The 20816-nt window shown below is 71.2% G+C and carries 23 protein-coding genes; 10 read left to right on the forward strand and 13 right to left on the reverse strand.

Annotation, left to right across the window (positions count from 1 at the left end):
• Together IE198_RS17865 and IE198_RS17870 are read left to right on the forward strand one after the other, a co-directional pair.
• On the forward strand, positions 1-191 hold a 191-nt coding region (locus tag IE198_RS17865), incomplete at its 5' end, for a hypothetical protein (RefSeq protein ID WP_189887645.1).
• Positions 192-602: 411 nt separating this feature from the next.
• Complete coding sequence (locus IE198_RS17870; RefSeq protein ID WP_189887647.1) at positions 603-1466, forward strand: alpha/beta fold hydrolase; 864 nt, start codon at positions 603-605, stop codon at positions 1464-1466.
• Positions 1467-1469: 3 nt separating this feature from the next.
• Here IE198_RS17870 and IE198_RS17875 read toward each other — a convergent pair whose 3' ends face one another.
• Positions 1470-2369 carry an NYN domain-containing protein gene (locus tag IE198_RS17875; RefSeq protein WP_189887649.1) on the reverse strand — a complete coding sequence of 300 codons (900 nt, stop codon included), beginning with the start codon at positions 2367-2369 and terminating at the stop codon, positions 1470-1472.
• 179 nt (positions 2370-2548) lie between these two features.
• Here IE198_RS17875 and IE198_RS17880 point away from each other — a divergent pair, with 179 nt between their 5' ends.
• A complete protein-coding gene (locus IE198_RS17880) occupies positions 2549-2704 on the forward strand; it encodes a DUF8834 family protein (RefSeq protein ID WP_100108953.1) in 156 nt (51 codons plus the stop codon).
• A gap of 79 nt (positions 2705-2783) precedes the next feature.
• Here the strand turns inward: IE198_RS17880 and IE198_RS17885 are convergent, their stop codons facing one another.
• From IE198_RS17885 to IE198_RS17900, 4 genes are all read right to left on the reverse strand, one after another.
• Complete coding sequence (locus IE198_RS17885) at positions 2784-3389, reverse strand: MarC family protein (protein ID WP_189887651.1); 606 nt, start codon at positions 3387-3389, stop codon at positions 2784-2786.
• Positions 3390-3436: 47 nt separating this feature from the next.
• The gene (locus IE198_RS17890) at positions 3437-4300 is read right to left on the reverse strand and encodes a PHP domain-containing protein (protein WP_189887653.1); all 864 of its coding nucleotides are present in this window, start codon (positions 4298-4300) and stop codon (positions 3437-3439) included.
• A 157-nt stretch (positions 4301-4457) separates the two neighbouring features.
• The gene (locus IE198_RS17895) at positions 4458-5096 is read right to left on the reverse strand and encodes a DUF6758 family protein (protein WP_189887655.1); all 639 of its coding nucleotides are present in this window, start codon (positions 5094-5096) and stop codon (positions 4458-4460) included.
• Between the two features lie 325 nt (positions 5097-5421).
• Positions 5422-6018, reverse strand: a complete 597-nt coding sequence (locus tag IE198_RS17900; protein ID WP_189887657.1) for a suppressor of fused domain protein — start codon at positions 6016-6018, stop codon at positions 5422-5424.
• A 465-nt stretch (positions 6019-6483) separates the two neighbouring features.
• Here IE198_RS17900 and IE198_RS17905 point away from each other — a divergent pair, with 465 nt between their 5' ends.
• Together IE198_RS17905 and IE198_RS17910 are read left to right on the forward strand one after the other, a co-directional pair.
• Positions 6484-7599: a magnesium and cobalt transport protein CorA gene (locus tag IE198_RS17905; RefSeq protein WP_189887659.1), complete on the forward strand. Its 1116-nt coding sequence runs from the start codon at positions 6484-6486 to the stop codon at positions 7597-7599.
• 35 nt (positions 7600-7634) lie between these two features.
• On the forward strand, positions 7635-8147 hold the full coding sequence (locus IE198_RS17910) for a hypothetical protein (RefSeq protein WP_189887661.1): 513 nt from the start codon (positions 7635-7637) through the stop codon (positions 8145-8147).
• Positions 8148-8363: 216 nt separating this feature from the next.
• On the opposite strand, the gene IE198_RS17915 is transcribed toward IE198_RS17910, so the two are convergent.
• Positions 8364-9140 (reverse strand): hypothetical protein, encoded by a 777-nt coding sequence (locus IE198_RS17915; protein WP_189887663.1) that lies wholly within the window; start codon positions 9138-9140, stop codon positions 8364-8366.
• Positions 9141-9310: 170 nt separating this feature from the next.
• Here IE198_RS17915 and IE198_RS17920 point away from each other — a divergent pair, with 170 nt between their 5' ends.
• From IE198_RS17920 to IE198_RS17930, 3 genes are read left to right on the forward strand one after another with little or no spacing between them, the layout of a single operon-like run.
• Positions 9311-10573 (forward strand): magnesium transporter MgtE N-terminal domain-containing protein, encoded by a 1263-nt coding sequence (locus IE198_RS17920; RefSeq protein WP_189887665.1) that lies wholly within the window; start codon positions 9311-9313, stop codon positions 10571-10573.
• Positions 10566-11159, forward strand: a complete 594-nt coding sequence (locus IE198_RS17925) for a DUF1003 domain-containing protein (protein WP_189887667.1) — start codon at positions 10566-10568, stop codon at positions 11157-11159. The genes IE198_RS17920 and IE198_RS17925 overlap by 8 nt, the downstream gene beginning before the upstream one ends.
• Before the next feature lie 40 nt (positions 11160-11199).
• On the forward strand, positions 11200-12333 hold the full coding sequence (locus tag IE198_RS17930; RefSeq protein WP_189887669.1) for an Mrp/NBP35 family ATP-binding protein: 1134 nt from the start codon (positions 11200-11202) through the stop codon (positions 12331-12333).
• A gap of 51 nt (positions 12334-12384) precedes the next feature.
• Here IE198_RS17930 and IE198_RS17935 read toward each other — a convergent pair whose 3' ends face one another.
• The 5 genes from IE198_RS17935 to sigE form a co-directional block, all read right to left on the reverse strand.
• On the reverse strand, positions 12385-13080 hold the full coding sequence (locus tag IE198_RS17935) for a hypothetical protein (protein WP_229834055.1): 696 nt from the start codon (positions 13078-13080) through the stop codon (positions 12385-12387).
• Between the two features lie 119 nt (positions 13081-13199).
• Positions 13200-13661, reverse strand: a complete 462-nt coding sequence (locus IE198_RS17940) for a sec-independent translocase (protein WP_189887672.1) — start codon at positions 13659-13661, stop codon at positions 13200-13202.
• Positions 13662-13802: 141 nt separating this feature from the next.
• Entirely contained in the window at positions 13803-15602 is a 1800-nt protein-coding gene (locus IE198_RS17945) for a S1C family serine protease (protein ID WP_189887674.1), read from the reverse strand.
• Positions 15603-15725: 123 nt separating this feature from the next.
• Positions 15726-16679, reverse strand: a complete 954-nt coding sequence (locus tag IE198_RS17950; protein ID WP_189887676.1) for an anti-sigma factor family protein — start codon at positions 16677-16679, stop codon at positions 15726-15728.
• Positions 16676-17446: an RNA polymerase sigma factor SigE gene (gene sigE / locus IE198_RS17955; protein ID WP_189887982.1), complete on the reverse strand. Its 771-nt coding sequence runs from the start codon at positions 17444-17446 to the stop codon at positions 16676-16678. Before sigE ends, IE198_RS17950 begins: the two co-directional genes overlap by 4 nt.
• A gap of 133 nt (positions 17447-17579) precedes the next feature.
• Here sigE and IE198_RS17960 point away from each other — a divergent pair, with 133 nt between their 5' ends.
• Positions 17580-18257, forward strand: a complete 678-nt coding sequence (locus IE198_RS17960) for an O-methyltransferase (protein ID WP_189887985.1) — start codon at positions 17580-17582, stop codon at positions 18255-18257.
• Positions 18258-18855: 598 nt separating this feature from the next.
• On the opposite strand, the gene IE198_RS17965 is transcribed toward IE198_RS17960, so the two are convergent.
• Positions 18856-19023, reverse strand: coding sequence for a DUF3117 domain-containing protein (locus IE198_RS17965; RefSeq protein ID WP_003966491.1), 168 nt, complete (start codon positions 19021-19023; stop codon positions 18856-18858).
• A 322-nt stretch (positions 19024-19345) separates the two neighbouring features.
• On the opposite strand from IE198_RS17965, the gene chcB reads away from it, so the two are divergent.
• On the forward strand, positions 19346-20149 hold the full coding sequence (gene chcB / locus IE198_RS17970; protein WP_189887678.1) for a 2-cyclohexenylcarbonyl CoA isomerase: 804 nt from the start codon (positions 19346-19348) through the stop codon (positions 20147-20149).
• A gap of 21 nt (positions 20150-20170) precedes the next feature.
• On the opposite strand, the gene IE198_RS17975 is transcribed toward chcB, so the two are convergent.
• The gene (locus IE198_RS17975; protein ID WP_189887680.1) at positions 20171-20770 is read right to left on the reverse strand and encodes a DNA-3-methyladenine glycosylase I; all 600 of its coding nucleotides are present in this window, start codon (positions 20768-20770) and stop codon (positions 20171-20173) included.
• Between the last annotated feature and the right edge of the window lie 46 nt (positions 20771-20816).

Consider the following 20816-nt stretch of genomic DNA (forward strand, 5'->3'; position numbering starts at 1 on the left):
CCCGCCGCACCCGCGCCGCCAAGGCCACCGACACGGCCGAAGCCGCCGAGGCGGAGACCAAGCCCCGGCGGACCCGGGCGCGCAAGACCGTGGAGTCGAAGGCGGAAGCTGTCGCCGAGACCGCGACGGAGCCGGAGGCCAAGCCGCGGCGGACGCGTACGCGAAAGGCCGTGGCACAGCCGGAGAGCTGACGCCCGCGCGACTCTGATGGCCCGGCCCCGTGAACGGGGCCGGGCCATCCGGCGCTTTCCCGCCCCGCCCCTTCCCGGAACCGGGGCTCCCGCCGCCCCGTACTCCTACCGCACTTCGCGCGGTGTTTCGGGGCTCCGGACCCCGCGCCTCGATCTCCCCCTGCGGTCTGGCGGCCGTGGTTGGGAGTACCTCCCACGCCGCCGGGCGTAGGGCAAATCCCCCCAACGAGGCTGCATTGCCGCGTGGTGGGCACGAGGCCCGGGCACCCGCGCAGAGCGCAGTCCCGGGCCAGGGGGCCGCCCCATGCCGCCAGGCACAGGGGGAGGAGCCCGGCTCGGGAAGGGGCGGAACGAGGAAACGCGCCGCGCAGCAGGCCTCCACCGCGCCCGCGCCGCGTTAGCCTCATCCGCATGAGCCGGCCGCCCACCTTCGTCCCGCCCCCCTGCGCCCTCCCCCGCGCCCTGTCCACCTCGCGGGGCGCGTTCGCCGTGCTCGATGCGCGCCCGGGTGCGGAGGACACGCGCGGCACCGCGCTGTTGCTGCCCGGGTACACGGGCAGCAAGGAGGACTTCATCGCGATGCTCGAGCCGCTGACCGCGGCCGGCTACCGGGTTGTCGCGGTCGACGGCCGCGGTCAGTACGAGACCGACGGCCCGGCGGATCAGGACGCCTACGTCCAGGACGAGTTGGCAAGGGACGTGCTGGCCCAGGCCGCCGCCCTCGCGGACGACGGTGGGCCGCTGCACCTCGTCGGGCATTCGCTCGGCGGTCAGATCGCCCGCGCCGCCGTCCTCCTGGACGCCTCTCCGTTCGCGACGCTGACGCTGATGTCGTCGGGGCCCGCGCAGATCAGTCCGGCCCAGCAGCAGCGGGTGAAGCTGCTGAGCGACGCGCTCACCGTGATGCCGATGGACCAGGTGTGGCAGGCGATCCTGACCTTCGACGCTCCGGAGGACGCCGCGGAGGAGGCCACGGAGGACCGGGAGGACCTGCGTCAGCGGTGGCTGCGCCACAATCCGGCCCAACTCCTGGCCACCGGCCACCGGCTGACGACGGAACCGGACCGGGTGGCGGAGCTCGCCGCCGTACAACCGCTGCCCAAGCATGTGCTGTCGGGCGAACGCGACGACACCTGGCCGGTGCCGCTTCTGGACGACATGGCCCGGCGCCTGGACGCGCACCGGACGGTCGTCCGCGGCGCGGAGCACTCGCCGAACACGGACCGTCCGCTGGAGACGGCCGCTGCGCTCACACGCTTCTGGGATCAGTACTGAGGATCAGAACTGATCCTGAAGGTGCTGCCAGAACCCGTCCCTCAGCGCACGCCGGAGCACGGCGTGCCCGCGCAGTGAGCGCTGGAGCCGGCGTTCGGCCTCGATGAGCAGGCCCTGGTCGACGGGGCCGGGCAGATACGGGTGGCCGGGCAGCAGTTCGCCCATCTCGGCTCGCCCCCGCTCGCCCAGCCAGGTCGCCGCGATCTGAGCGCCGACGAAACGCACTTCGTCGCGCGACGGCGGCGGGGCGCCCTCGTTCTCGTAGGTCGTTACGGGCCTGCGGGTGATGTAGGGGCGGCAGAAGTCGAGGTCGAAGGTGCGCTGGCTGTCGACCTCCCAGAGCAGGGGTTCCGCCTGATTGCGCCCTTCCGCCGCCTCGATGCCCCACAGGTGGACCCGGGCGCCGTAGCCCTGGGCCGCCTCGACGGCGGAGACGAGGTCCTCGTCGCCGCCGACGAGGGCCGCGTCGCTGATGGAGCGGTGTCGGGCGAGGGACTCCAGGTCGGTGCGGATGAGGGAGTCGACACCCTTCTGCTGGTTGTTGGCGTTCAGGTTGCCGAGCCGCACCTTGACGTCGGGCAGTTCGGCGATGGACTGCTGCTCTGGGGTGTGGATACGGCGCCGGGCGCCGTCGTACCAGTAGACCCTCAGCAGCCGGCTGTCGGCGAAGATCGTGCGCGCCTTGTCGATGAACGCCTCGATGAGGCCTTCGGCGTCCAGGTCGAAGGAGCGCCGGTCCTCGGTACCCGCCACCAGCAACCCGGCCGCAGCGTAGACGTAACCGGCGTCGACGAAGATGGCATGTGTGGAGGGGGTCTTCGCGACCTCGGCGAGCATCCGCTGCAGGAGCTCATTGGTGCGCTCCAGGCGGGTCGTGATCTGGTTGATCTCGGCGTCGTTCATACGCGGCTCATTGTCCGTGCCCGAAGCACTACCCGCCAGTAGTTAGGCATCCAAAAAATTTCCTTAGCGTAGGGAATGTTTGCAGGATGCATCGCGTTGCAGCCGTATGTACACAGACGGAGACATCCGTCTGCCCACTCAGTTCTCCTGCAGGAGGATCACGACGAAGGGAGAAGCGTTTGCGCTTCGAGATCATGCGACTGGACGACGTCAACGGCACCGCCGTGGACAGCACGGTCGTGGACGCCGCCTCCGTCAACCGGATCGTGCAGCAGGCCGCTTACACCGGCCAGCGCATCTACATCCGACCCGCCGACACCACAACTGCTTCATAACGCCTGCGAAGTTCCGATGCACGACGCCCTCGTACGGACGGTCCGTACGGGGGCGTACTGCGTGCGGGAGGGCGGCGGGTCATGCGCCCCGGACGACCTGGGTGACGCCGTTGATGATCTGCTGCACGGCGATCGCGGAGAGCATCATGCCCGCGAGCCGGGTCACGAGGACCACACCGCCGTCCTTGATCAGGCGGATGATCAGCAGCGAATAGCGCATCGTCAGCCAGAGCACGACATGCATCGCCAAGATCGCCGCCCACACCGAGACCTGCTCCCCGGCCCCGTCCGCATGCTGCACGGCGAGGATCACGGAGACGATGGCACCGGGTCCGGCGAGCAACGGCATGCCCAGCGGCACCAGCGCCACATTGACGTCCTTGGTCTGCTTGGGCTCGTCGGTCTTGCCCGTGAGCAGGTCCAGCGCGATCAGCAGCAGGAGCAGTCCGCCGGCGATCATCAGCGCCGGCACCGAGACATGCAGATAGTCGAGGATCTGCTGGCCGAGGATGCCGAAGACGGTGATCACACCGAAGGCGACCGCCACGGCCTGCCAGGCCATCCGGCGCTGCACCTTGGTGGCGCGACCCGAGGTGAGGGCGAGGAAGATCGGCGTGATCCCCGGGGGATCCATGATGACGAAAAGGGTCAGGAAGAGAGAGCCGAAAACGGCAGCGTCGAACACAGTGAGGGCCTAGCGGGAGTGGGTCTTACGAGGTGGACGGGCGAGGGCTACGGACGGACTCCGCCCGTGCCCGGCACCGGGAACGCGCCGGTGGCGCGGCGGGTGATCTCGCCGTAGATCTCCGGGTCGGTGGTGTAGTCGCCGAGCCGGCAGGTCTTGCGGCTGCCGTGGTAGTCGCTCGAGCCGGTCGTCAGCAGCCCGAGGTCCGCTGCGAGGCCGCGCAGACGGGCGCGCGTCGCCTCGTCGTGGTCCATGTGGTCGACCTCGATGCCGTCGAGGCCGCAGGCGGCGAGCTCGGCGATGGCCGCCTCCGGCACCACCCGGCCACGCTTCACGGCGAGCGGGTGGGCGAAGACGGTGACCCCGCCGGCGGCCTTGACCAGGCGGACGGCCGTGAAGGGATCGAGCTCGTGCTTCTCGACGTACGCCCGGCCGCCGTCGGCAAGCCATTGGGGCGTGAAGGCGTCGGAGACGGAGGCCACCACGCCGAGCTCGACGAGGGCCTCCGCTATGTGGGGCCGGCCGACGGAGCCGTCCCCGGCGATACGGGCGACCTGCTCCCACTCGACGGGCACGCCGAGTTCCTTGAGCTTGCCGACCATCGCCCGGGCGCGCGGCACCCGGTCGTCGCGTACGAGCTCGCGCTCGCGCAGCAGCTCGGGCTCCTCCGCGTCGAAGAGGTACGCCAGCATGTGGAGGCCGACACCGTCGAGGCGGCAGGAGAGTTCGGCGCCGGTGACGAGAGTCACGCCGTCCGGGACGGCGGCGGCCGCCTCCGCGTGACCGCGGGTGGTGTCGTGGTCGGTGAGCGCGACGACGTCGAGACCGGCCGCGGCCGCGTTCCGTACCAGCTCCGCCGGGGTGTCCGTACCGTCCGAGGCCGTGGAGTGGGTGTGCAGATCGATGCGCACGACGCGTGACTCCGGGGCTCGGGGCGGACAAGGGGACACCCCAGGATAACTGCCGCGCAAGCGCCCACCGGCCGCCCGGAAGGCGACCCGTGACGCCCCCGGGCCCGTCCCCGGGTTCCGCCCGAGGAGACCTGACGAACGCGGCCCAGGTCAACGCCTAGGACAGGAGCCGCGGTGACAGAGCCCCGCACGGCAACAGTTCGACCTCCGCGCCCGCGTCCCGCAGGTCGGTGAGGACCAGTTCGTCGTACAGCAGCAGCCCGGTCTGCTCCGGCCAGACGATGGCCCACAGCCACAGCCCGCGCGCCTCGCCCGCGAACACCGCACGGTCCTCCGGCGCGCCCGTGACGTGCCACAGCGGGGTGGGCCGGCCCGACGCGAGCACCTTTGCATGCGGCGGCTTGGCGACCTCGATGTGCGGTCCCGGGTCCGGGCCGTCGATCCCTGCGTAGCGGGATCCGAGCCCGACCCCCAGCTCCTCCGCGATCAGCAGCAGCTCGCCGATGCCACCGAGCGGACCCGGCCCCGAACACGCCACCGCGGTGGCGCGGCCGCCGCTGCGGTCGTCGCCCGCGTAGGCGACGCCGGTGAACAGCCAGCCGACCGGCAACGGCCAGGGCATCCACACCGGGACCTGAGCGCGGTGCACCACGACACCGAGGGCCTCGACACTGGGCGGGATCACCGGCTGCAGAGGATGCACGGCACCGTGCACATCGCACTGCCAGGAATCGGCAAAGAGACCGGGCGCCCTCACCCGGCCACCGCACTTCGGGCAACTGGGTTCGCCCCTCATAAGGCCCAACGGTCCTACCCGGCCGACGCCGCGTCAAGGACGATCACCCGTCCGGAGCGTGGCTCCGACCGGGAAAAATAGATGTCGCGTACATTATTTAGGGCCCCCAACTTTACGGACCTCAGCCGCATCGGAGGACGCAGGGCCCTGCCGGCCGGCCTCGGCTCGGGGCCTTTGACGCACCGCGACCGGTGGCGAGTGGCTACGAGCTCGTGCGCCGGTCCGCCGCAGCCGCCGGCCCCTCGTCACGCCGAACCTGAAGCCCCGTCACGCGTCCGAGGACGGCGTGACGGTTTTCACCAACGAGCAGACGGGAAGCGGCGGATCAGTCCAGGGCCACGGACCTGCGCAGCGGATCGCGCAGGTCCGTGCCGTGCGTCAGCCAGCGTCCCTGAAGCTCCGCCGCGCCGTGCACCCGCTTCCACGCCGCCTCGTTCGACGTCATGGGCAGCAGCGGCAGAAAGCGCACCGGGTCCATGGGGTCGCCCAGTTCGAGGTCCTCGACCAGGCCGCCCGGTTCTGCGACCAGCACCGAGCTGAAGGGCGCAGAGGGCCACAGCGCCTCGCCCACGTCGAGCGAGGCGCCCGGTGCGACGACCACGCCCTCGACCTGCGGCGACGCGGCCAGCACGGCGAGCGGGCGCAGCACCTTGTCGGTGTCCGCGAGCCCCGCCCGCACGGTGAGCACCAGCTCGGCACGCGGACCCTTCACCGGGTCCGCGAGGGTGGCGGTGGGGTCGGTCATCGGGTTGGCGGACATGCCTAGGGTGGCGTAGCGCACGATGTCCTTGCCGCCGTCGCGGTCCTGGAAACGCAGGATTTCGATGCGGTCGGTGCCGAGGAACGTCACCGCGGCGCGTGCGTCCGGTTCGCCGAGGGCGCTGCGGAGCCGGGCTTCGACGAGAGCGAGAACATCTTCCATGTCGCGAGCATAAAACGCGTAAGGAACGGGCAAACACACGGATTGACCCGTAGTCGGCTGATAGGCTTGGCCGCTGGTCGGGACGGCACATGGAGACGGCGCACAGAAGTGATGCCTTCGAGTCCCTGACGACACGTCGTCCCTCATGGGGGACCGGCCGGAGGAGGTGAGGCTGCGGTGGATCGAAGTCGATCGTGCAGTACCAGCGGCTCTTCCGCACAGCACCCTTCCCATCGCCGGTCCTGAACCGACGAGCCGGAAACCGGTGAGCTGAGGCCTTCCCGCCCCGGGGCCCCACGGCATTTCGCACGACGGAAGAGCAGCGAGCAATTCGTTTTGCCTGTCTGTAGCGAACGCCGTCACCGCGACCCAGCGGTGCCGCCCGCTTTGCGGACGTATGTCCCACGTCCCCATTCCGGGCTGTGCCACGCCACCGCCGACGGCCTCTCCGTGAAGGAGCCAGCCATGTCGATGATCCGTGACCTGCGTGCAGCGGTCCGCCCCTCGCTGCGCAAGAGCAGCACCCCCTACAGCGGCTACGACGCGACGCGCGACCCCTCGGCGTCCAGCGCGGTCGTCGACTGCGCCGTCTACCGCGACGGCCGTCGCCTCGAGAGCACCACCTGCCTGACCCCGCACGAAGCGATGCTGCGGGTGCGTGAGGGCGGCGGCTTCGCCTGGATCGGACTGCACGAGCCGACGGAGGCGGAATTCGCCGGTATCGCGGCCGAGTTCGGGCTGCACCCCCTGGCCGTCGAGGACGCCGTCCACGCCCACCAGCGGCCCAAGCTGGAGCGCTACGACGACACGCTGTTCACCGTCTTCAAGACGATCCACTACGTGGAGCACGCCGAGCTGACCGCGACCAGCGAGGTCGTGGAGACCGGCGAGGTGATGTGCTTCACCGGGCGGGACTTCGTCATCACCGTGCGGCACGGCGGCAAGGGGTCGCTGCGTGCGCTGCGGTACGGCCTGCAGAAGGACGCCGAGCTGCTCGCCAAGGGTCCTTCGGCTGTGCTGCACGCCATCGCCGACCATGTCGTCGACGGCTACATCGCGGTCGCCGAGGCCGTGCAGGACGACATCGACGAAGTGGAGATCGAGGTCTTCTCCGCACCCGCCAAGGGCAGCACGCGCGGCGGTGACGCGGGACGGATCTACCAGCTCAAGCGTGAGGTGCTGGAGTTCAAGCGGGCCGTCTCCCCGCTGCTGCGGCCGATGCAGCTGCTGAGCGAGCGGCCGATGCGGCTGGTGGACCCCGACATCCAGAAGTACTTCCGCGACGTGGCCGACCACCTCGCCCGGGTGCAGGAGGAGGTCATCGGCTTCGACGAGCTGCTGAACTCCATCCTCCAAGCCAACCTGGCACAGGCGACCGTCGCGCAGAACGAGGACATGCGCAAGATCACCTCGTGGGCGGCCATCATCGCCGTGCCCACGGCGGTCTGCGGGATCTACGGCATGAACTTCGAGCACATGCCGGAGCTGCGGTGGAAGTACGGCTATCCGCTGGTGCTCACCGGCATCGCGGTGGTCTGTTTCGCGATCCACCGCACCCTCAAGCGCAATGGCTGGCTCTAGGTCACGCCCGTGAGCCCGGTCGATAGGCTGCGGGCATGACATCGCATCTGCTCGGCCAGGCGCTCGTCGAGGAGGCCACCAAGAAGTCCGGCCTCATCTGGGTGCGCGGCGACGGTCCGGCGCGCGCCCTGTGGCACGTGTGGCACGAGGGCGCCGCGCACATCGTCGGCGACGGCCCCGGCGAGCAGCCGCTGCCGGGACTCGTGGACGGCGGGGACGCCGAGGTGACCGTCCGCAGCAAGGACAAGGGCGGCCGGCTGGTGGCCTGGTCGGCCCGGGTCACCGAGCTCGCGCCGCACTCCGAGGCGTGGGAGGCGGCCGTCGGCGAGCTCAAGGGCAAGCGGCTGAACGCCCCGGACGCCGAGCAGATGACGGAGCGCTGGGCGCGCGAGTGCCGGGTTCTGCGGCTCGAGCCGCGCGACGCGGTCACCGACCTGCCCGACGGCTCCCTCGCCGCCGCGCCACTGCCGACCGCCGCGACGACCCGGCGGCCCGTACCGGCGGCGCTGCCGAAGCTGCTGCTGAAGCGACGCAAGCGCCGCGGCTGAGGCCCGTCCGTAGCTTCGGGGCTCCGCCCCGGTACCGGTTCCGGTTCCACGGGGCGTACCGAACTCCGCCGGGCCCGGGTACCGCGGCCTCGCGCGGTGTCCTCGAACGCCGGGACTGGCTCAATTCCGCTCAGCGCCCTCAAGCCTCGCCCGGCCGTAGGGGAGTTCGAGGCGGGGGTCCGGGGCCGAGCCCCGGATCGACCCGACGGGCTTCGATCAGGAGCTGGGCTCGGAGGTCTTCGGAAGCTGCTTCCCGTAGTCCACCGTCTCGCCCTGTGCGGGCTCGGTCAGCGGGAAGTCCTTGTCCCAGTCCCCCAGCGTGAGCACCCCCGCACCCCCGGCGCGGGTGAACTGCAGCGGATAGGGACTGCCCTCCAGCGACACGTCGAGCACACCGCCCTGGCCGCCCTCGCCCGCCGTCACCTTGATGGTGCGCACCCCGCCGACCCGGGTCCGGTCGCCCTTGCTGAGCTCGCCCTGCATCCCGAGCAGCCCGTCGAGCAGCACGTCCATGTCGGTGAAGCCGCGGAACTGCTTGTAGGACGGGTCGCCCTTGGGCACCTTCACATACTTGTCGGCCAGCTTCCTCGCCGCCTCCAGGTCCGCCTGGCCGGGCTCCTCCTCCCCGTCTCCGTCCGGGTGGCTCCAGAAACCGGCGTCGGCCTTCAGGAAGAGGGTGTCGCCGATCCTCAGCAGCTCGAAGGCGTTCTCCTTGGAGGTGAGGGAGCCGGTGCCGCCGTCCTGCTTGAGCCGCATGTTCAGCTTGTAGGTGCCGCCCTTGCTGACGAGCGTGCCCGACAGGCGTACGGATGCCGCCGCGTCGGCCGCCGCCCGCGCCTTGGTCTCGATCTCCTCCGCCGAGAGCTTCCCGATCCCGTTGGTCCCCGCGTCCGGGTCTTCTGCGCACGCCGTGAGCGCCACGGCCAACCCGGCGCAGAGCACCGCCGAGAGCGCGGCCCGGCGCACACGGCGGGCCGGAGGGAGGGGAGTCACCAGCGCACTGCCTCTCATCTGTGGGGGGATGGCAGACCGCAGCGTACCGGTGTGGGGTGCACGCTTACGCAGGCAGCCGTACGGACGTCAGCCGGGGGCGACCCGGAACGGTACCGGATAGCCTGAACCAGTCGAAAGGCAGTGCTTCCGGCCGAAGGAGAGGGGCGAGCATGGCGGCGGTCGCTCCTCGGGTCTTCGTCTCGCACCTCGCGGGCGTGCCCGTGTTCGACCCCAACGGCGACCAGGTCGGACGCGTACGCGACCTGGTGGCGATGCTGCGCGTCGGGCGCCGCCCGCCGCGGCTGCTGGGCCTTGTGGTCGAGGTCATCAGCCGCCGCCGGATCTTCCTCCCGATGACCCGGGTCACCGGAATCGAATCGGGACAGGTCATCACGACCGGTGTGCTCAACGTGCGCCGATTCGAGCAGCGGCCGACCGAGCGGCTGGTGCTCGGCGAGCTGCTCGACCGCCGGGTACGCCTGGTGGAGAGCGGCGAGGAGGTCACCGTCCTCGATGTGGCGATCCAGCAGCTGCCCGCCCGTCGCGACTGGGAGATCGACAAGGTCTTCGTACGCAAGGGCAAGGGCGGGGCACTGCGCCGCAGGGGAGAGACGCTGACCCTGGAGTGGTCCGCAGTCACCGGTTTCTCGCTCGAGGAGCACGGGCAGGGGGCCGAGAGCCTGCTCGCCACGTTCGAGCAGTTGCGGCCGGCCGACCTCGCCAATGTGCTGCACCACCTCTCGCCCAAGCGGCGCGCGGAGGTGGCCGCGGCCCTCGACGACGACCGGCTCGCCGATGTGCTGGAGGAGCTCCCGGACGACGACCAGGTGGAGATCCTCGGCAAGCTCAAGGAAGAACGGGCCGCCGACGTCCTGGAGGCCATGGACCCGGACGACGCGGCCGACCTGCTGTCCGAGCTGCCGGAGGAGGACAAGGAGCGTTTGCTGGCCCTGATGCGGCCCGACGACGCGGCCGACGTACGGCGGCTGCTGTCGTACGAGGAGCGCACGGCGGGCGGGCTGATGACGACCGAGCCGATCGTGCTGCGCCCCGACTCCACGGTGGCCGACGCACTCGCCCGGGTGCGGCAACAGGACCTCTCCCCCGCGCTCGCCGCCCAGGTGTACGTGTGCCGGCCGCCCGACGAGACGCCCACCGGCAAGTACCTGGGCACGGTGCACTTCCAACGGCTGCTGCGGGACCCCCCGTTCACCCTGGTCAGCTCGATCGTGGACAGCGACCTGCCACCGCTGCCGCCGGCCGCCCCGCTGCGGGCAGTCACCCAGCACCTCGCTGCGTACAACATGGTGGCGGCACCCGTCGTCGACGAGAGCGGATCGCTGCTGGGGGTCGTGACCGTCGACGACGTACTGGACCATCTGCTCCCGGACGACTGGCGCGAGACCGAGTTCGAGGAGTCCGCCCATGGCTAGCGGGCGGGACCAGGGAATGCCCGACCGGAGCGAACGCGACCGTATGCCGGCCGGGGCGAGCGCCGCGCCGCGGACACGGGTGCGGCTCGATCTGCCGCGCCCACCGCGCCGCAACCTGCTGCCGGAATACGACCCGGAGGCCTTCGGGCGGCTCTCGGAGCAGATCGCACGGTTCCTGGGGACGGGGCGCTTCCTCGTCTGGATGACGCTGACGATCATCGCGTGGGTGGTGTGGAACGTCAGCGCCCCCGTGAATCTGCGTTTCGACGAGTACCCGTTCATCTTCCTGACCCTCGCGCTGTCGCTGCAGGCCTCCTACGCGGCGCCGCTGATCCTGCTGGCGCAGAACCGGCAGGACGACCGGGACCGGGTCAATCTGGAGCAGGACCGCAAGCAGAACGAGCGGTCGATCGCGGACACCGAGTACCTGACCCGCGAGATCGCGGCGCTGCGCATGGGCCTCGGCGAGGTCGCGACCCGGGACTGGATCCGCTCGGAACTGCAGGACGTGATGAGGGAACTGGAGGAGCAGCAGGTCCCGGCCTCGTACGAGCACACCCGCCGGAGTGACGAAGACGACCGCTGACGCTTTCCGGAGGGGGGAGCCAGCGCCGTACCATTCCCGTATGGCTACGGAAGACGCGGTGCTCGAGGCACTGGCGACGGTGAACGACCCCGAGATCAACCGACCGATCACCGAACTGGGCATGGTCAAGTCGGTCGACATCGGGGACGACGGCACTGTCGCCGTCACGGTGTACCTCACCGTCTCAGGCTGTCCCATGCGAGAGACCATCACCAGGAACGTGTCGGAGGCGGTCGCCCGCGTGGAGGGCGTCTCACATGTCGACGTCACTTTGGACGTGATGAGCGACGAGCAGCGCAAGGACCTCGCCGCATCGTTGCGGGGCACCACGGCGGAGCGCGAGGTGCCGTTCGCCAAGCCGGGCTCGCTGACGCGCGTCTACGCGGTCGCGTCCGGCAAGGGCGGCGTGGGCAAGTCCTCGGTGACCGTGAACCTGGCGGCGGCCATGGCGGCCGACGGTCTCAAGGTCGGCGTCGTCGACGCGGACATCTACGGCCACAGCGTGCCGCGCATGCTCGGCGCGGACGGGCGCCCCACCCAGGTCGAGAACATGATCATGCCGCCGTCGGCGAACGGCGTGAAGGTGATCTCCATCGGCATGTTCACCCCGGGCAACGCGCCCGTGGTGTGGCGCGGCCCGATGCTCCACCGGGCCCTGCAGCAGTTCCTCGCCGACGTGTACTGGGGCGATCTGGACGTCCTGCTGCTCGACCTCCCGCCGGGTACGGGCGACATCGCGATCTCCGTCGCCCAGCTCGTCCCGAACGCGGAGATCCTCGTCGTCACCACCCCGCAGCAGGCCGCGGCCGAGGTCGCGGAGCGCGCCGGGTCCATCGCGGTGCAGACGCACCAGAAGATCGTGGGTGTCGTCGAGAACATGTCGGGCATGCCGTGCCCGCACTGCGACGAGATCGTGGACGTCTTCGGCACCGGCGGCGGTCAGCGGGTCGCGGAGGGCCTGACGAAGACGACCGGCGCGACGGTGCCGGTGCTGGGCTCCATCCCGATCGACGTACGGCTCCGTGAGGGCGGCGACGAGGGCAAGCCGGTGGTCCTGACGGACCCGGACTCCCCGGCCGGCTCGGCGCTGCGCGCGATCGCCGGCAAGCTCGGAGGCCGCCGGCGCGGCCTGTCGGGCATGACACTGGGCATCACCCCGCGCAACAAGTTCTGACGGGGCCCTCCCCCGCGAGAGGGGCGCCGCTCGAACAGAGCGGCGCCTTTCTCACTGCGCGTAAGCCGCCGGGTTCGCAACCACCGAGAAGCCGAGGCCGTACGCGCTCATTCCCCGCCCGTACGCCCCGATGTGGACGCCGGACCCGGTCGTCCCGGCCAGCACCCAGCCGAACTCGGACTCGCGGTAGTGGAAGGGCGTCGGCACCCCGTCCACCGGCAGCGAGAGCGTCGACCAGGCGGGGCCGGCCAGATCGTCGGCGAGTTCGAACGCGGTCTCCGTCTGCTGCTCCAGCCAGTCGTCGCGCAGCGAGTGGTCGAGCTTCTCCGGCCAGGTGTGCGCCAGCAGCCCCGACCCGGCGAGCCAGGCGGCCGAGGAGACCGTGGTGGCCTCCAGCACGCCGGTGCCGTCACCGCTGTGTCTGACCGGGCTGGCCGCGACGGTCACCACGACCGCAAAACGCTCTTTGTCGTTGCCGGCCGTCTCGGATCTTATCGTCGGCTCGTCGCCGTGGCCGATCGCACCGTGCTGGACCGTTCCGTCAGCGGCGGTGCCGACCTGCATCAGCCGGCGTGGGCCGGTGAAGGCCGCGTCCAGTCCGTACCACGGGAAGGCGGCGTTCTTGAATCCCTCCGCCGCACGCCGGGCGGCCGTGTCCGCTTGCGCCGTGCGGGACCTGTAGCCGCTCTCGGTCGGCGAATCTCCCGCCGTCCCCTGCTGCTCCGTCACCCGGCTCGTCGTCGACATGTGCCGACCGCCTCCTCCATCTTTCGCACCTGCAGCGGACCCGCCCCCCTCGGGCGTCCTCACTGCCGGACAGATGGAGAATAGCCACCGCGCCGCCGCTCTCAGGGAATGACGGTTCTTCAGGTGGCGTCGGCGTCGAAGGGCGGACGCTCGTCGCGGGCGGGCTTGTCGCCCTTCTTGAGCAGGTCGGGGCCGCCGGTGGGGGACCCGTTCACCGCGGCGGGGACGGAACTCTCCGACCCATCCGAACGCTCTGTGCCGTTGACGGCGTCGGCGACCTCGTTGATCTCCTTCTTGAGGTCGAAACTGCTGCGGATCTCCTTGAGTTCCTTCAGATCCTCGTTCTCCGCGAGCTGCTTGCGGAGATACGTCTTCGGATTGAGGTCCTCGAACTCGAAGTCCTTGAACTCCGGTCCCAGCTCGTTGCGGATGTCCTCCTTCGCGTTCTCGGAGAACGCGCGGACCTTCCGGATGAAGCGGGCGGCGTCCTGGATGACCTTCGGCAGCTTGTCCGGGCCGAAGATGAGCACAGCGAGAACCACGAGCGCCACCAGCTCCAGTGCGCCTATGTCATTGAACACCCTGCTGCTCCTCGTGTTCTTTGTGTTCGCTGTGCCCTGCGTGCCCTCCGCGGCCCGCCGTCCGGCCGGGTTCCGGGCCCGATCCACGGTACCTGGCGAAACTGTCGCCCCGGTACCGTCCGAGCGGCCCCGAGATGGTCATCAGCTGTCCGCGGAGCCGAGGACCAGGGTCAGCGTCCGCTCGTCCCCGCCGCGCCGCAGGGTGAGCTCCAGCTCGTCCCCGGGACGGTGTGCGCGGATCTTGACTATCAGCTCCTCGCCGCTGTGCACCCGACGGCCGTCGACCTTCGTGATGACGTCGCCCGGCTTGACGCCCGCCTCGGCGGCAGGACCGCCCGGTGTGACGGCGGAGGCGTTGCCCTGGCCCTTCTCGCCGACCCGGGCGCCGTCGCCCGTGAACCGCATGTCGAGGCTGACCCCGATCACCGGATGCGTGGCCCTGCCGGTGTTGATCAGCTCCTCGGCGACGCGCTTGCCCTGGTTGATGGGGATCGCGAAGCCCAGTCCGATGGAACCGGCCTGGCCTCCGTCGGCCCCCGCACCGGTGTCAGCGGCCCGGATGGCGCTGTTGATGCCGATGACCCGGGCCTTGCCGTCCACCAGCGGGCCTCCCGAGTTGCCCGGGTTTATCGGTGCGTCGGTCTGCAGGGCGTCGACATAACTGATGTCGCTGCCGTCGCCCTTCTCGCCACCTGCGGTGATCGGGCGCTCCTTCGCGCTGATGATCCCCGAAGTGACCGTGTTCTGAAGGTCGAACGGTGCGCCGATGGCTACGACGGGGTCGCCGACCCTGACGTTGTCCGAGTTGCCGAGCGGCAGCGGCTCGAGGCCTCTGACTCCGGTGACCCTCACGACGGCGAGGTCGTAGCCGCTGTCCTTGCCGACCAGCGTGGCCTTTGCCGTTTCGCCGCCGCTGAAGGTGACCGAAATGTCCCCCGAGGCGCCGGCCGGGTCGACCACGTGGTTGTTGGTGAGGATGTGGCCCTGCTCGTCCAGTACGAAGCCGGTCCCCGTGCCCTGTTCGGTGCCGCCGCTGACGTGCAGGGTGACGACGCCGGGCAGCGCCCTCGCGGCGATGCCGGCGACGCTGTCGGGCGCGCGGTCTGCGCTCTCCGGACCGGCCTGCGGCAGCTCGATCCGGGTCACACCGCCGTTGCGTTCCACGTATGCGCCGACGGCACCGCCGATACCGCCCGAGACGAGTGCGAGGAGCAGGGCACCGACCAGCAGCCGGCCACGGCGGCGTTTGCGCGGGGCCGGTGGCTGACCGTGGTGCGTGAGCGGCTGACCGGGGGCGCTCCAGGGGTCGTACTGGAGCCATACCGAGGACAGGGGCTGCGGGCGCTCGACGACAGGGATCGGAGCACCGGGGGCAGCGGGCGCCGCGGGGACCGGGACGGGCGGCTGCGGCTGCGGCTGCGGCTGCGGCTGGTGAGCCTGTTGGGGGTAGCCGCCGGTGGTCGTCTCGGCGCCGGCCGTCGCGTACTGCGGCGGCAGTGGTGTGCCGTGGGCAGGCGTCGGCACCGGCCGCTGCACGGGAGGCGCCGGCGCCCATGGGCCGGGACCGCCGTACGGCGGGGTGCTGTAGGCGTCCGGCTCGTGCAACGGCTGGCGCCTGGCCGGAGCGGGGACCGTCGCGGTCACTGCGGCATCTGCCGGAGCCGGAACCGCGGCGTCCACGGGCTCGGGCAGTTCGGCGGTGGCCTCGGGCGAGGGCGTCGGCGCGGCGTCGGTTCCCGAGGCCGGCCCGGTCTGCGCCGGCGAAGTGTCCGGGGCCACGGGCGCCACACCGGACGCGGGGGTCGCCGGGGTCTCGTCCGACGCGGGGGTCACTGTGGTCGCGTCCGGCACGGGGGCCTCCTGCTCGGAAGGAACCCCGCGTCCAGTGCTGGGGCGGCTCCACCACTTCGCCTTGGGTCCGGTGGGCTTCCCGTCGTCCATGCTCTCCCCGCAAACTGCCGGCCGATGCGGTGCCCGCGCGGGCACCCGCTGAGATTCAACCAGGTTTGCGAATCCGCGCGCAGGGTCCTGGTCAGGTCCCTCTCAGGTCTCGCCCGTCGCTGGTCAGCGCGAGGGCGACAGCGGCGGGCGAGGCTGTGTGGGAGCCGCCAGATGCGTGGGAACGGGAGTGACCGCCGGGCCGATCGCCGGGGCGGCGGCGAGCTGAAGCACGGACGCCGTCGGTCGGATCAGCGGCGACGTCGAGGATGCATGGGCCAGCGGCGACACTCCGAAGGATCGGTTCAGCGCCTGACCGGCCGGCTCGCCCGGCACCGCGGCGACGACCGGCCCGTAGCCCGGCCTGACCGGGCCGTTCCCCGACCCCCGCCGGCGATCGCCCTCCGTGCCGCGCAGCGACGTCGCGCCGCCTGTGGATCCTGCGTTCGCACCACTCGTGGCGGTCGTCGGCGCCGCGGTGCGCAGCGGCGTCACCTTGCTGCCGGCGCCCTGGCCGCGGGTACCGGAGTCCGGCGAGACGTCCAGCGGGACCGCACCGCCCAGGGCGATCGCGGCGAAGGAGACGGCACTGGCGGCCGCGAAGGCGAACCGTCTGCCGCGCCACGGCGAGCGCTCAGCCTCCGCGCGGCCCACCTCGTGGATACGGAAGCCGCTCCCCCCACCGGGCAGAACGGCCGCGTGGGCGCCCCCGGGGACGTAGGCGAACGTCTCCGCGCGGGGGTCGCGCGGTCTTCCCGCGGAGGGGTTCAGCGCTCCGAACACCCCGCCTGCCGTGCGGCCGGAGCCGAAGGGGCCGCGCTCGTCGTCGTCATCGGCGCCCGGGCCGGCGGGCAGCCCTTGGAGCCGCGCCAGCAGTCCCTCGGACAGCGGCGGCGGGGTGGCCTGTGCGAACACGTTCTTGAGGCGGCGCTGGGCGTCGGCCTCGGCCTTGCACCGGGGACAGGTCGCCAGGTGCGCGAGGACACGGTCCCTGGCGTCGTGCTCGAGCTCACCGTCGACAAGCGCGGCGAGGCGGTCCCCCAGGTGCTGTTCCGCAGGGGTCGGACCTGTACCGCTCACGCCGGGCCGCCCTCCCCCGCCAGACCGACGACACCCACCAGCGAGCGCTGCTGCTCCGCGCGTGCCTCCGGGGAGCGGTGCTGCAGGGCCTTGCGCAGATGGGAGCGGCCACGATGGATCCGGCTGCGAACGGTCCCGAGCTTCACGCCCAGGGTCGCGGCGATCTCCTCGTACGACAGGCCCTCGATGTCGCAGAGCACGACCGCGGCGCGGAACTCGGGCGCGAGCGTGTCCAGCGCCTGCTGCACGTCCGCGTCGAAGTGGCTGTCGTTGAAGACCTGCTGCGGCGACGGCTCGCGACTGGGCAGCCGCTCGGCCGCGTCGTCACCGAGGGCGTCGAAGCGGATCCGCTGCTTGCGGCGGACCATGTCCAGGAAGAGGTTGGTCGTGATCCGGTGGAGCCAGCCCTCGAAGGTGCCGGGTGTGTATGTCGACAGGGAGCGGAAGACACGGACGAAGACCTCCTGGGTGAGGTCCTCGGCATCGTGCTGGTTCCCCGTCAGGCGGTATGCGAGGCGGTAGACCCGTGCGCTGTGCGTGCTGACGATCTCCTCCCATGTGGGAGGGGTCCACGCCTGCGATTCCGCATCCGATGCGAAGGTCGCGGTGGTGACGGAGTCGGAGGGCACGGAACGGTCAGCGGTGTCTGTCACGGATCTCGGCTCACCCACCGACCTGAGAAGGCGCCTCAGCACTCCTCCCCGATCCGCAGGTGCAGCCGCACCTCCCCTATCGGCTCTGGTGGTGTCCAGCGGAGCCCCTACCATAGCCACCTCGCCCGTTAGCTCCGGATAAGAATCTTTACGTGGATTTGGGCCGGGCATCCAGCCCCTGATCCACGTACTTCCTTACTGCCCTGAACAACGACCGGTCCCATCTGCGGGTTCCCGGGCGCAGCGGATACAGTCAGCGTCGCGTGAACTACGGGGACGGGAGAGGGTCATAACCGCCAACCAGCAGACGAGCTGGGCGTTCGCCGACGCCTTCGTCGCCGAGGACGACGCTCTGCGCTGGGCCCGGGACCGGGCCCGGGAGTCAGGGCTGCCCTCGGTGTCGCCGGGCACCGGCGCGGCGCTGCGACTGCTGGCGGCCACGGCGGACGCGAAGGCGGTCGCCGAGATCGGCACCGGCACGGGGGTCTCCGGGATCTACCTGCTGCATGGCATGCGTCCCGACGGAGTGCTGACGACGGTCGACCTGGAGCCGGAGCGGCAGCAGTTCGCCAAGGAGGCGTTCCGCGCGGCCGGCTTCGCCGCGAACCGGGCGCGTTTCATTCCGGGGCGGGCGCTCGACGTCCTGCCACGGCTCGCGGACGGCGGCTACGACCTCGTCTTCTGCGACGGCGACCGCACCGAGTCCCTCGACTACCTCGCTGAATCGTTGCGCCTGCTGCGGCCGGGCGGCCTCGTCTGCTTCGAAGGCGTCTTCGCGGACGGCCGCACGGTCGACTCGGCTGCCCAGCCGGCGGAGGTACTGAGGGTGCGTGAGCTGTTGCGGGCGGTCCGCGAGAGCGCGGAACTCCTGCCGACGCTGCTCCCGGTCGGCGACGGCCTCCTCTGCGCGGTCCGCCGCCCCTGACGCCCGTGGGCGTCGCGCTCTTGCGCCGGGCGCGGCTTCGGGACGCGCCTGCGGCGGACCGTTTCCCCGTCCCGCCCCATCCCGAACCGGGGGCAAGTCCCGGCCCCCCCGGTACCGCGCTCCGCGCGGCGCGCGAACTCCCGTACGGCCCTGACGGCCGCGGGACCTGCCTCGGGACGAGTCGCGTCCGCCCCCGGGTGCGGCCGGGCCCGGCCCCGTGACGCCCGGTCGTGCGCGGGCGTGGGGGCCGGTGGTGCCGCGTCGTGCGCGGGTTCCGTTGCGCGGGGCTGGTCCCCGTCCGCACCCATCCCAAACCGCAGGCCCCGCACCCCGGTACCGCGCTCCGGACGTCGGCCGCACTCCGCCTACCGCCTTACGGCCGCGGGACCCGCCCCCGACGACTTGGGAATGCCGGCGGCAACCGGGCCCACCGAGACTCGAGCATCGTCGGCGCCTGAGGAGCGGGGGCCGGGGGCGGAAGCGCCGGTGCCGGAAAGGCGCGGGGTTGGGGGACGCAGCGGCCCCCGCCGCCACACGCACGCGAACGCACACCGCCCCCGGCACTCACATGCCGGGGGCGGTGGAAATTCTGGGCGCGTCAGCCGACGACCTTCTTCAGGGCGTCGCCGAGTGCATCGGCTTCGTCCGGAGTCAGTTCGACGACAAGCCGACCGCCGCCTTCGAGCGGAACGCGCATGACGATGCCCCGCCCCTCCTTGGTCACCTCGAGCGGGCCGTCGCCCGTCCGCGGCTTCATGGCCGCCATGCTCGTTCCCCTTCCTGAAACCAGCTCATCGCAGCCGGCGGCCCCGTGAGAGGTGCTGTGTCACCGGCATCGAACACATTGCGTCCAGGCCATTATCCCGCATGGCGGGACCCAAAGACCAACATCAGTCGGCATCGCTTGCGCAACGCGCTCTCTCAAAACCACCCAATTCGGCGATGTGCCTGCGATACTTCGCCACCGCCCCGCTGGACGCCCCATGAAGATTCTTTGACGCAGCTCACATGTGCATCCCCGATGATCTCCGTCATGCTGGCCTCGACACTGCCCTCAGAACCACGCTGAACCACTAAGGGGACCCGCCATGGCCGACTCCGTGCTGTACGACGTGACCGACGGGCTCGCGACGATCACGATCAACCGGCCCGAGGCCATGAACGCGATGAACGTCGACGCCAAGGTCGCCCTCCGGGACGCGGCGCAGGCCGCGGCCGCCGACAGCGCCGTGCGTGCGGTGCTGCTCACGGCGGCGGGCGGCAAGGCGTTCTGCGTGGGGCAGGACCTCAAGGAGCACGTGTCTCTGCTCGCCGCGGACCGCGAGTCCGGCAGCGGACAGACGATGAGCACGGTCCGCGAGCACTACAACCCGATCGTCCGCGCCCTGACCGGCATGCCGAAGCCTGTCGTCGCCGGGGTCAACGGCGTCGCCGCCGGAGCCGGTCTCGGTTTCGCGCTGGCCGCCGACTACCGCGTCGTCGCCGACACGGCCAGGTTCACGACGTCGTTCGCGGGTGTGGCGCTCACCGCCGACTCCGGGGTGTCGTGGACGCTGCCCCGGCTGATCGGGCAGAGCCGCGCCGCCGACCTGCTGCTGTTCCCCCGTTCGTTCTCCGCGCAGGAGGCGTTCGAGTGGGGTGTCGCCAACAAGCTCGTCCCGGCGGACGAGCTGGCCGCCGAGGCCGCAGCCGTGGCCCGCACCCTGGCCGACGGGCCCACGCTCGCCTATGCCGCGCTGAAGGAGTCGATGGCGTACGGCGCGGACCGTTCGCTGAGCGAGGCGCTGGACAAGGAGGACGAACTCCAGGCGAAGGCGGGTGCCTCCGAGGACCACGCCATCGCGGTTCAGGCGTTCCTGGCGAAGGAGACCCCCCGCTATCTGGGCCGCTGAGCCGCGCCGGTTTGCGGGCCGTTACGCCGCGCCGCCGCCCCGCGAGACGCAGTCCGTCAGGTGGTCGTCGACGAGCCCGCAGGCCTGCATCAGGGCGTACGCCGTCGTCGGGCCGACGAAGCGCAGGCCGCGCTTCTTGAGCTCCTTGGCAAGTGCAGTGGACTCGTCGGTGACGGCCGGCACGTCGGCGATGGTGCGCGGTGCGGGTCGCCGCGCACCATCGGGGGCGTAGGACCAGATCAGGCTGTCCAGCTCACCCGGGGGCCATTCGGCGAGCACCCGCGCGTTGGCCAGCGTCGCGCGGATCTTGGCCCGGTTGCGGATGATGCCGGGGTCGGCGAGGAGGCGCTCCTCGTCGGCGTCGGTGTATCCGGCCACCGAGGCGATCTTGAAGCCGTCGAAGGCGCTGCGGAACCCTTCCCGGCGGCGCAGGATCGTGATCCAGGACAGGCCGGACTGGAAGGCTTCGAGGCAGAGCCGTTCGAACAGGGCGTCGTCGCCGTGGACCGGGCGGCCCCACTCGTCGTCGTGGTACGCCACGTAGTCCTCGGTGGACAGGCCCCAGGGGCAGCGCAGCCGGCCGTCCGGGCCCGGTACGGCGGCACCGGTCACGACGGTCATCGGCCGGACTCCTCTCCGGGCTTGGTGAACATGTCGGACCGGCCGC

The sequence above is a fragment of the Streptomyces xantholiticus genome, assembly GCF_014651015.1.
Classification (GTDB): Bacteria; Actinomycetota; Actinomycetes; order Streptomycetales; family Streptomycetaceae; genus Streptomyces; species Streptomyces xantholiticus.

Coding starts and splice junctions, on each gene's coding strand:
- IE198_RS17870 (WP_189887647.1), top strand. CDS start 603: ATGAGCCGGCCGCCCACCTTCGTCCCGCCCCCCTGCGCCCTCCCCCGC.
- IE198_RS17875 (WP_189887649.1), bottom strand. CDS start 2,369: ATGAACGACGCCGAGATCAACCAGATCACGACCCGCCTGGAGCGCACC.
- IE198_RS17895 (WP_189887655.1), bottom strand. CDS start 5,096: ATGAGGGGCGAACCCAGTTGCCCGAAGTGCGGTGGCCGGGTGAGGGCG.
- IE198_RS17900 (WP_189887657.1), bottom strand. CDS start 6,018: ATGGAAGATGTTCTCGCTCTCGTCGAAGCCCGGCTCCGCAGCGCCCTC.
- IE198_RS17905 (WP_189887659.1), top strand. CDS start 6,484: ATGTCGATGATCCGTGACCTGCGTGCAGCGGTCCGCCCCTCGCTGCGC.
- IE198_RS17910 (WP_189887661.1), top strand. CDS start 7,635: ATGACATCGCATCTGCTCGGCCAGGCGCTCGTCGAGGAGGCCACCAAG.
- IE198_RS17920 (WP_189887665.1), top strand. CDS start 9,311: ATGGCGGCGGTCGCTCCTCGGGTCTTCGTCTCGCACCTCGCGGGCGTG.
- IE198_RS17925 (WP_189887667.1), top strand. CDS start 10,566: ATGGCTAGCGGGCGGGACCAGGGAATGCCCGACCGGAGCGAACGCGAC.
- IE198_RS17930 (WP_189887669.1), top strand. CDS start 11,200: ATGGCTACGGAAGACGCGGTGCTCGAGGCACTGGCGACGGTGAACGAC.
- IE198_RS17935 (WP_229834055.1), bottom strand. CDS start 13,080: ATGTCGACGACGAGCCGGGTGACGGAGCAGCAGGGGACGGCGGGAGAT.
- IE198_RS17945 (WP_189887674.1), bottom strand. CDS start 15,602: ATGGACGACGGGAAGCCCACCGGACCCAAGGCGAAGTGGTGGAGCCGC.
- sigE (WP_189887982.1), bottom strand. CDS start 17,446: ATGGTAGGGGCTCCGCTGGACACCACCAGAGCCGATAGGGGAGGTGCG.
- IE198_RS17965 (WP_003966491.1), bottom strand. CDS start 19,023: ATGGCGGCCATGAAGCCGCGGACGGGCGACGGCCCGCTCGAGGTGACC.
- chcB (WP_189887678.1), top strand. CDS start 19,346: ATGGCCGACTCCGTGCTGTACGACGTGACCGACGGGCTCGCGACGATC.
- IE198_RS17975 (WP_189887680.1), bottom strand. CDS start 20,770: ATGACCGTCGTGACCGGTGCCGCCGTACCGGGCCCGGACGGCCGGCTG.